Raw genomic sequence first — 8,000 nt, 5'->3', positions numbered from 1 at the left:
CCGCCGAACACGAGGCGCTACACGCGATGACCCACCCGGTCACCGCACCCCTGAAAGCCAGCTAACCAACTCTCCATCAAACCCGGGGCTTGACAGGCTGCCTCCTGCTCCCCTGCCTGGATGCGCTGTCCGATGCCAGGGACAGCCGGCGGCGACGGGAGGTACCAGCTGACGATCCGCCGCAGGAGTCCGACAGTCAACGTCACGTGTCCGGCCCTCCGTATCGAGGGCGCGGAGGATCACCGGGTGATGCACTGTTCCGCGCCCGAGTGCACTGAGGACCAGCGTCACGCCGCGCGCGTCATCGATCCAGAAGGTGACTGTCCGCTAACCAGCTGTGCTGTCCGCTGGCGGTCGGCGTCCAGGGGCGTACTCGGTGCACAGGTCGCGCAATGTCGCCGCCTCTGGCACCCCCGTCTGCTCCACCTTCGCCAGCAACTCCGCAGCCCGCCACCAGTTCGACGGCACCACGCGCCCGGACACCACAGCCTGCGTCCCGAGAACGACCGCCTCGTCCGGCTGCCCGGCGGCGACCAAGGCAAGACCAAGGTCGAGACGAGCCGACGCGGACCGGCGGGGCCGCGCTCCCCCATCGCCGTCCGGGTCCAGGTCGGCCAGCACCGCCCGCGCAACCTGCTCGGCACCTGGGTCACCCGCCCATGCCAAAGTCGTGGCCGTGTACGCGGCGGCCTTGGCCGGGTCGTAGCGATAGTGGTGCTCGGCTCGCTCAGGAACGGGCAGATTGGCCGTCAGCCGCTCTACCCGGTCCAACGCTCGCCGGGTCGCACCGACGTCCCCCATCCGCGCCCACGCACGACCTTCCTGAGCAGTCGCCTGAATGCAGGCAGAGCTGCCCTTCGGGGCGACCCGCTGAGCTTGGTGGGAAAGATCGAGTGCCGTCCGATAGTCACCTTGAGTCAACACGTCCCAGGCCCGGGTTTCCAGACACCATGCCTGGATCTCGGCGTGCTCAGCGTGTTCGGCAAGATCACGAGCGGCCCGCAAATGAGCAGCCGCCGCATGCCGCTGCCGCAGGTCAATGTGAACGGTGGCCCGCAGCACCGCCAACCAGCCGCCAGCAACCAACAACCGTCGTCGTTGAGCAAGCGTGACCCGTCCATCCATCAACCGCCCGACATAGGCGAGGTGCCGCCGCACCAACGGCAGAAGGTCAGCCGGGGTCATCGTTGGATAGGCACTGGCAAGGTCATCAACACCTTGCTCGATCCGGTCGACCACGTCCCCACTGACATCGCTGGCGGCAACTCTCGCCCGCAGCTCCCCGGCCTCGGCTGCATGGTCAACCGGCGCATCGACCAAGCGAGCAAGCTCGCCTCCTGCGTCGAGAATCCGGTCCAAGTGGCGCGCCGTGTCGGCTGTTGGAGCCTTGAGCCCTGTTTCCAGCTCGTGCAGATGGCTCTTACTCCGGTGGGCGAGCTGCCCGAGAGACCGAAGCGACAGAACACGCTGCTCCCGAAGCTCACGCAGAGCTACACCGAAGCGCGGGTCGACAGGGGAGGCCATAGCGCCGCTCCAAGCTAAAGGGTCCAGGCGAACTCACCCGGCCGCGACCCAGCGAGCCACCGCTTCGACGGTACTCCGACACCTCGTGCATCGATGACCCCTCGCTTGTAAGTTCTGGGCGCTTCGGCTGGCAGGGTCCGTCCGCATCCGCGACCTCGGGCCACTGTCCGCGCCCGGCAGTCGGCGGCTGCCCTCGTCCCGCTTCGTTGCTGTCACCGTTGCTGTCGACAGCCACCCGACGGGGGTGGGGCGACTTGCCCGCGATCCTCGGGACCTGCGCTGACCGTACGAGCCGACGGCCTTTCTCAGCGCCTCGGCAAGTCGCGTTCCAGGCGCTCCAAGTCGCGCTCCCAAACGGCGATCAGCCCTTCGCTGATCGCGTCGTCGGTGACACCCTTGCGTATCCAACCGAGATCACGGTCGTTGTAGCGAAGCGCAAACACCAGTCCAAGCTCGCCTGAGATCTCCTCCAACCACGCCACCAGCCACCGGACCTCGGCAAAGAACCGCCGTTCCATCGCGGGCGTCGCCCATGGTCCCGGCGCTAGAAACGCGTGCGTAAGCCCGATCTGGCGCGCACCATCCCGGTCGACCTCATCGAACGCTTCCGCCCTCTCGCCAACCCAGCTCAGCTTGCCGCAATCGCGCTCGTAGGCCCGCAGGAAACGGCTAACGTCCCTGTCGTCCAGGCGTCCCTCGCTGTAAGCGGTCAGCTCATCTATAGGCATGGGCATGGTCCGATCCTAAGGACAGTCAGGGGCTGCCATCCGGACGACCGCGCGCCCGACGGCAAGCCAGCGCCACGACTCCTTGACCCCCAGGCAACCAACACGGCTCTGCCACCTGCTGCTTCACTTGCTCTCATCTCCTGTGACGGTCCCCCGCCGTCCATCCTCGTCCGCCGGCGTCCGTCGTGATCGTCACCCAGATAGTCACTCAGTTGGTCGCCCACCCTGGCGGCCACGGCGATGCTCGATCAGCCAGAGCGCCAGACCTGGTGGGACCGTGAAGGTAGCCAGCAGCAGAGAACTTGCGACCAAGTCGCCGCGCCAGAGCAGTTCGGAAGAGAAGAGGATCAGGCTCGTCGGTATCACCAGCATGATGACGGCCAGCAACTCCACGACCTGCTCCCAACGTTTGCGGTCGCGCCGCCTGTGCTTCACGCCTGCTCCCTCGGGTCGTCCGAGCTTCCTCAACCTCGTGAGTTCGATCTTCATGCAGCCACCGTCAGTTTGGAAGATGCCTGGCGTCGACCTCGCCGACGCGATGCTCCAGGCGCTGACCAGTCCTGACGCGAGTCGCGAGCGGCGGAGCTGTCAGGTTGAGGTCGCGCCGCGTGCCGCCGTTGGCCGGTGTTGACCGCTGCATCGGGCACGCGTCGGGCATGCCTACGCGGCGGTGGAAGGTCCTAGAGTGGCCGGCGTGCGGATCAAAGTCGTTGCCGTGACGACCACACTGACGTTCCTCCTGACCCATGCGGTTGGCTGTGCGCCCTCGGCCCCGCCACCGCAGCCCACGAACGCTGACCTAACGGGAACCTGGTGCGGATCCTCCGGCGACCGGATCGACCTGCGCCACGACGGGTCGTCACGGCTGGACCCAATCTCGGACGCCTACCTCTCGCACGTCCTCCAGGACCTACGGGACACGTGGAGCGACCAGTACATCTGGCGCACCTACTTCGACGGCCGCCGGCCTGCTTCCGCCCAGGGCACGTGGCTGCTCAGTGAATACGAAGACGACGACGACTACGACGACGACTACGAACGATGGGTGCGACTTGACTTCGGGGAACGCAAGGCCGGACCGACGCGCGACCATGAATCCCCACAGCGCTACAGATTCGGCGACGCGCTGCTGGTCAGCCACGACGGCAACGGGTTCGAGCTGTTGGCCCTCGATGGGATGCCTGACGAGCGATGGTCGAGCCGGTTCACCCCCTGCGCTGATTGAGCGGCGGGGATCAGACGTTGAAGCGGAACTTAGAGCCCCGGCGCACCTACCAGCGGCAACAGCGCCCGACGCCTGCTCGCACGGCGTCCCGGGCCGCCATGGCTGCTCGCTGGTTCGCAACGTTTCACGGTGTCTTGTGCCCCCTGAGTGCCCCAGACCGCCGGGCCGTCTCCTGACGGCATTGATCGAGGCTCGTTCACCTACAGTCGGCTGGTGGAATTCGGGACCTTAGCCGGCTTCGGCCTGCTGCTCTGTGCGGGATTTGCCTGTCTCTTCCTCATCGCCGTCGTAGGGCTGCTCGCGGCCTGGTGGAAGCCCAAGGGCTGACGGGCCAACCTCAGCTTGGGAATCGGGTTGATCTGCACTGTGAGTAGGCCGTGTTGGCTGGTGAATAAACACGGAGCGTTCAGGTCGCCGGTGCCGAGGTGCCCTTGTAGGCCGGTGTTAACCGCTGCATCGGGCACGCATCGGGCACGGCAGCCAGTTCGTCACCCAGCCGGCTCCTCGTCGTCGTCGTCCGTGCCGCCCGGCAGTGACGCGCCGCACCACGGGCAGTACCGGATGGCAATGTAGGAGCTGCCGCCGTCGTGGATGATGAGGCCGTAGCGCTCGTCGCTCGGGTCCGAGTCGTAGTAGATCAGGTTGTCCGGGCAGTCGAACGGGTCTGGGTGCTGGTCACACTCGGTCTCGACTTTGTCGCGCATCATCTCGCAGCAGAAGGTCACGCTGGATTCTCCCGCCTAGCTGACCCGACCTGCCCTCCAGGTCGCTCCCCGCCCCTCCTGGGGCTGTCAGACGTTGAAGCGGAACGTAGAGCCCCGGCGCACCTAGCAGCGGCGACAGCGGCCGACACCTGCTCACACGGCGTCTCGGTCTGCCATGGTTGGACGCTGTCTTGTGCCCCCTATGTGCCCCACGGCTTCGCGTCAGCTCATGTGCTCGACCACGGTTCGCCGCCCTCGATCTTCGCCACCTCGGCCATGGGCACCTTCGCGACCAGGACCAGGACGGCGGGAGCCGCAACTGACCAGCCAAGTACCTGGACCTGCTCCTGTTCCGCACTGGTGGCGTTGGCAAGGACGGAGAAGAGGGCGTGACCGTCATGCTCAGTGAAGCCGTCGGCGGCCAACTCGACCGCCGCCCCAGACCGGAGGGTGACAACCCAGCGACTCGGCGGTCCTGCGGCGAAGTCCATGAACTCAGAGTGTAGGGACGGCTGCCATGCCTGCCGCTGCGGCAGCGACTCCTTCGTCCCGAAGGAATGATCGGCCGTCGTTGAGCTGCGCAAACAGGCCGGGCGAGCTGCGGCAACGGTCCACCAGCGTCCAGGGGCGTCCGGTCGTGGTCACGTCCGTCGTCACCCAGTTGGTCACCCAGCACGGTGGCTCACGATGAGTGAGCCACTGGCCAGCCTCGGCGTTGCAGCTCGTCCACCACTTTGCCGGCACGGAGCGCCCAGAAGACTACCGCCTCGTTGTGGCCGTTTCGCGCGAGTCTGACACCGTCGGCCAGCACGGGGACACGACCGAATCGGGAGATCGATACCAGGTTCGTGCGAGTGACACGGAAGTCTCCGAACAAAGACGAGACTGTGATGGAGCTCGTTCCCACGCGGAGCCGAGCGAATGGCCATGTGGCGTACTTGTTGCGCTTGAAACCCAATCCCCACGACCGCACATCAGGGTCAATGTAGGCGATGCCGCCGCGCGTGGTGAACTCCTTGTCAATCACCTGCCGATCATCACTGACGCTCGCAACATCCGGGCGTGATGGATACGAGCCGCGCCTCGACGGCGTCGACCCCGACGACCCGGACGCTCTCAGGCCGCCGTCGGCCGGCATCACCGTCGACGACCTGGAGGAAGCTGTCCACGCCGCCGCCTCCCGGATCACCGTCACCACACCGTCGCACCCGGATCGGTCCGAAGGCTGGGTGGTTGCCTGGGGCGAGCAGGTCGACGTCCGTCGGATCAACAGCACCGGCGGCGAGCTGACCGACGGCAAGGTGGCCGCCTACCTCGCCAAGTACGCCACCAAGGCCACCGAAGCTACCGGCCACCAGTTCACCCGACTCACCCCCGCCACGATCGACGACTACGCCGACCCGGAAGGCGACCACCTCGCCCGCCTCATCGACGCCTGCTGGCACCTCGGCCGCCCCACCGGCACCGATACCGCCAGCGGCGCCGCAACAGGCGACGACCGTCAAGCCGGCCTTGACACCAAACTCAACGCCTACGCCGGGCTACGCCGCTGGGCACACTTACTCGGCTTCGGCGGCCACTTCCTCACCAAAGCCCGCCGCTACTCCGTCACCTTCCGCCTGCTCCGCGACACCCGCGCCACCTACCGCCGCACCGAAGACGAGGAGGCCGCCGACACCGTCACCGTCGGCACCCTCACCTACGCCGGCTCGGGATGGCTCGCCGAAGGCGACGCGCTCTTGGCCAACACCGCAGCCCGACAGCGACGCGAGAGCAGACGCATCGGCCGGGAAGAACTCGCCCACGAAGCCTGGCTCACCGGGGCCGCCGCATGAGCCATGACCTCACCCCGCGCTGGTACTCCCCCGCAGAAGTCGCCGTCCTCCTCGGCTTCGGCATCTCCAAGGTCAAGATGAAGATCGCCACCGGCGAGCTGCGCTCCATCAAGGACGGCAAGTACCGCCGCATCCTCCCCGAATGGGTCGACGACTACATCCGCGAACAGGTCGAACACCAGGAGGCCGCCTGATGCCCGCACGCGCACGAGCCAACGGCGAAGGCTCCATCTTCCCCTACCGCAACGGCTTCGCCGCCTACGTCTGGGTCACCAAGCCCGACGGCAAACGCACCCGCAAGTACGTCTACGGCAAGACGCGGGAGGCCGTACACGACAAGTGGATCAGGCTGCACCAGCAGGCGAAGCAGGGGCCGGTGGCGACCAGCGTCCCGACGGTCGGCACCTTCCTCACCTACTGGCTGACCGAGATCATCCAGCCGAACCGAGCACCATTGACCTACGCGACCTACGAAACGTTCGTCCGCCGCTACATCGCACCTGGGCTCGGGGCCAAGCGACTCGACCGGCTCCAGTCGCGGGACGTGCAGACGTGGATCAACCAGGTCGCCCGGACCTGCCAGTGCTGTGCCCAGGGCAAGGACGCCGCCCGCCGGAAGGAGAAGCGCCGTTGCTCCGCCGTTGGTCGCTGCTGCCAGGCCGTCCCGTCGACCCGCACGGTCAGCGACATCCGGGCCGCACTGCGGGCCGCCCTCACCCACGCCCAGGCCGAAGACCTCATCACCAAGAACCCGGCCGTCCCGGTCACCCTCGCCACCGTCCGCCGCCGCCGAGGCAAGTCGTGGTCAAGCGACGAGGCCCGAAAGTTCCTCGAATCTGCCCGCGCCGACGAGGACCCGCTCTACGCCGCCTACGCCCTGGTCCTCGTCGTCGGTCTACGCAAGGGCGAAGCCCTCGGCCTCACCTGGGAGGACGTCGACCTCGACGCCGGGGAACTGACCATCGGCCGTCAGCTGCAACGCGTGCGCGGCCAGCTCCTCCACCGCGACACCAAGACCCGGGCATCCGACGCCACACTCCCCCTGCCGGACATATGCCTGATGGCGCTCAAACTGCGCAACGAACAACGCGACGAGGCGCGAGCAGCCGCAGGCAAGGCATGGCACGAGACCGACTTGGTATTCACCACCCGCTATGGCACACCAATCGAGCCGCGCAACTTCCAGCGCTCCTGGCAGACCCGGTGCGACAGAGCAGGGATCCGCCCGATCACCGTCCACGACGCAAGGCGCACCTGCGCCACGCTCCTGGCCGATCTCGACGTCCACCCGAGAGTCGCCATGCAGGTCCTCCGGCACGCCCGGTTCTCCATCACGATGGAGATCTACACGCAGGTCTCGTCGAAGGCGACGCGGGAAGCACTCAAACGTCTTGGCGACTCCCTCGGCCGCTGACTGTCGTCCCTGAATGGCAGCCCCTCCGAGGGCATAGTTCAGCCTTTGCGGTTCGGGTCGGTGAGAGCGTCCCAGTCGTCTGCGCTCATCGGGAACGGCCCCCAGTGCGGCAGGTAGAAGGGTCGCCGCGGTGGGTCGGCCACCGTGAACGGCTTGAATTCCGGATCCGCGATCACCCGGTAGACGAACTCGGCCGTCGACATGTCGAGCTGGTGCCACGGCTCGATGCCGTCCGACCGCGCGGCCACAGGCCACCGGTCGGGCTCCACAGAGCGGTCCGCCAGCCAGTAGTACTCCCCTTCGGTCTGATCGCTGCCCCATTGGATCAGGCCCGCCCCCTTGTCAGGCTCGTATATCTCGTAGGGGGCCCACAACGGCGCGGAGTCATTACCGCTTGGCCACGGCCGGGAATAGTCCCATGTCCTAAGCAGCGGCTGCGCGTGATCGTCGGTCGGCCGCAGAAGGTCCAGGTACGGGCGAGTTCAGTCGGTGGAAGCATTTGCCTCGACGAGTTCGGTGAATATCTCGGAGGGCTTCTTCCAGTCGTGGATCTTACGGGGTCGGTCGTTG

General features: G+C 66.8%; 10 protein-coding genes and 1 pseudogene. 4 read left to right on the top strand and 7 right to left on the bottom strand.

Going from position 1 to position 8,000, the window contains the following annotated elements; all coding sequences use genetic code 11:
- Nucleotides 1-327: 327 nt before the first annotated feature.
- The 3 genes from AB0I41_RS34265 to AB0I41_RS34255 all read right to left on the bottom strand — a co-directional run bounded on the left by AB0I41_RS34265 (nucleotide 328) and on the right by AB0I41_RS34255 (nucleotide 2,741).
- On the bottom strand, nucleotides 328-1,524 hold the full coding sequence (locus AB0I41_RS34265; protein WP_357115344.1) for a helix-turn-helix transcriptional regulator: 1,197 nt from the start codon (nucleotides 1,522-1,524) through the stop codon (nucleotides 328-330).
- Between the two features lie 305 nt (nucleotides 1,525-1,829).
- Nucleotides 1,830-2,258: a hypothetical protein gene (locus AB0I41_RS34260; RefSeq protein WP_357115342.1), complete on the bottom strand. Its 429-nt coding sequence runs from the start codon at nucleotides 2,256-2,258 to the stop codon at nucleotides 1,830-1,832.
- A gap of 198 nt (nucleotides 2,259-2,456) precedes the next feature.
- The gene (locus AB0I41_RS34255; protein WP_357115340.1) at nucleotides 2,457-2,741 is read right to left on the bottom strand and encodes a hypothetical protein; all 285 of its coding nucleotides are present in this window, start codon (nucleotides 2,739-2,741) and stop codon (nucleotides 2,457-2,459) included.
- Between the two features lie 205 nt (nucleotides 2,742-2,946).
- Between AB0I41_RS34255 and AB0I41_RS34250 the strand changes: the two genes are divergently transcribed.
- Entirely contained in the window at nucleotides 2,947-3,477 is a 531-nt protein-coding gene (locus AB0I41_RS34250) for a hypothetical protein (protein ID WP_357115338.1), read from the top strand.
- A 488-nt stretch (nucleotides 3,478-3,965) separates the two neighbouring features.
- Here the strand turns inward: AB0I41_RS34250 and AB0I41_RS34245 are convergent, their stop codons facing one another.
- The 3 genes from AB0I41_RS34245 to AB0I41_RS34235 form a co-directional block, all read right to left on the bottom strand.
- A complete protein-coding gene (locus tag AB0I41_RS34245; protein ID WP_357115336.1) occupies nucleotides 3,966-4,202 on the bottom strand; it encodes a hypothetical protein in 237 nt (78 codons plus the stop codon).
- Nucleotides 4,203-4,408: 206 nt separating this feature from the next.
- Complete coding sequence (locus tag AB0I41_RS34240; RefSeq protein ID WP_357115334.1) at nucleotides 4,409-4,672, bottom strand: hypothetical protein; 264 nt, start codon at nucleotides 4,670-4,672, stop codon at nucleotides 4,409-4,411.
- A 191-nt stretch (nucleotides 4,673-4,863) separates the two neighbouring features.
- Nucleotides 4,864-5,208, bottom strand: a complete 345-nt coding sequence (locus tag AB0I41_RS34235) for a hypothetical protein (RefSeq protein WP_357115332.1) — start codon at nucleotides 5,206-5,208, stop codon at nucleotides 4,864-4,866.
- Nucleotides 5,209-5,260: 52 nt separating this feature from the next.
- On the opposite strand from AB0I41_RS34235, the pseudogene AB0I41_RS34230 reads away from it, so the two are divergent.
- The 3 genes and pseudogenes from AB0I41_RS34230 to AB0I41_RS34220 form a co-directional block, all read left to right on the top strand.
- Nucleotides 5,261-6,016: pseudogene (locus AB0I41_RS34230) on the top strand (replication initiator); the annotation flags it as partial.
- A complete protein-coding gene (locus AB0I41_RS34225) occupies nucleotides 6,013-6,210 on the top strand; it encodes an excisionase family DNA-binding protein (RefSeq protein ID WP_357115330.1) in 198 nt (65 codons plus the stop codon). The pseudogene AB0I41_RS34230 and the gene AB0I41_RS34225, both read left to right, overlap by 4 nt.
- Entirely contained in the window at nucleotides 6,210-7,430 is a 1,221-nt protein-coding gene (locus AB0I41_RS34220; RefSeq protein WP_357115328.1) for a tyrosine-type recombinase/integrase, read from the top strand. Before AB0I41_RS34225 ends, AB0I41_RS34220 begins: the two co-directional genes overlap by 1 nt.
- Before the next feature lie 38 nt (nucleotides 7,431-7,468).
- On the opposite strand, the gene AB0I41_RS34215 is transcribed toward AB0I41_RS34220, so the two are convergent.
- Nucleotides 7,469-7,804 carry a hypothetical protein gene (locus tag AB0I41_RS34215; protein WP_357115326.1) on the bottom strand — a complete coding sequence of 112 codons (336 nt, stop codon included), beginning with the start codon at nucleotides 7,802-7,804 and terminating at the stop codon, nucleotides 7,469-7,471.
- Nucleotides 7,805-8,000: the final 196 nt, after the last annotated feature.

The organism is Micromonospora sp. NPDC050200 (assembly GCF_040656135.1).
Taxonomy (GTDB): Bacteria; Actinomycetota; Actinomycetes; order Mycobacteriales; family Micromonosporaceae; genus Micromonospora.
Note: the sequence above shows the minus strand (reverse complement) of the source record. Positions and strands in the feature narration are given on the sequence as shown.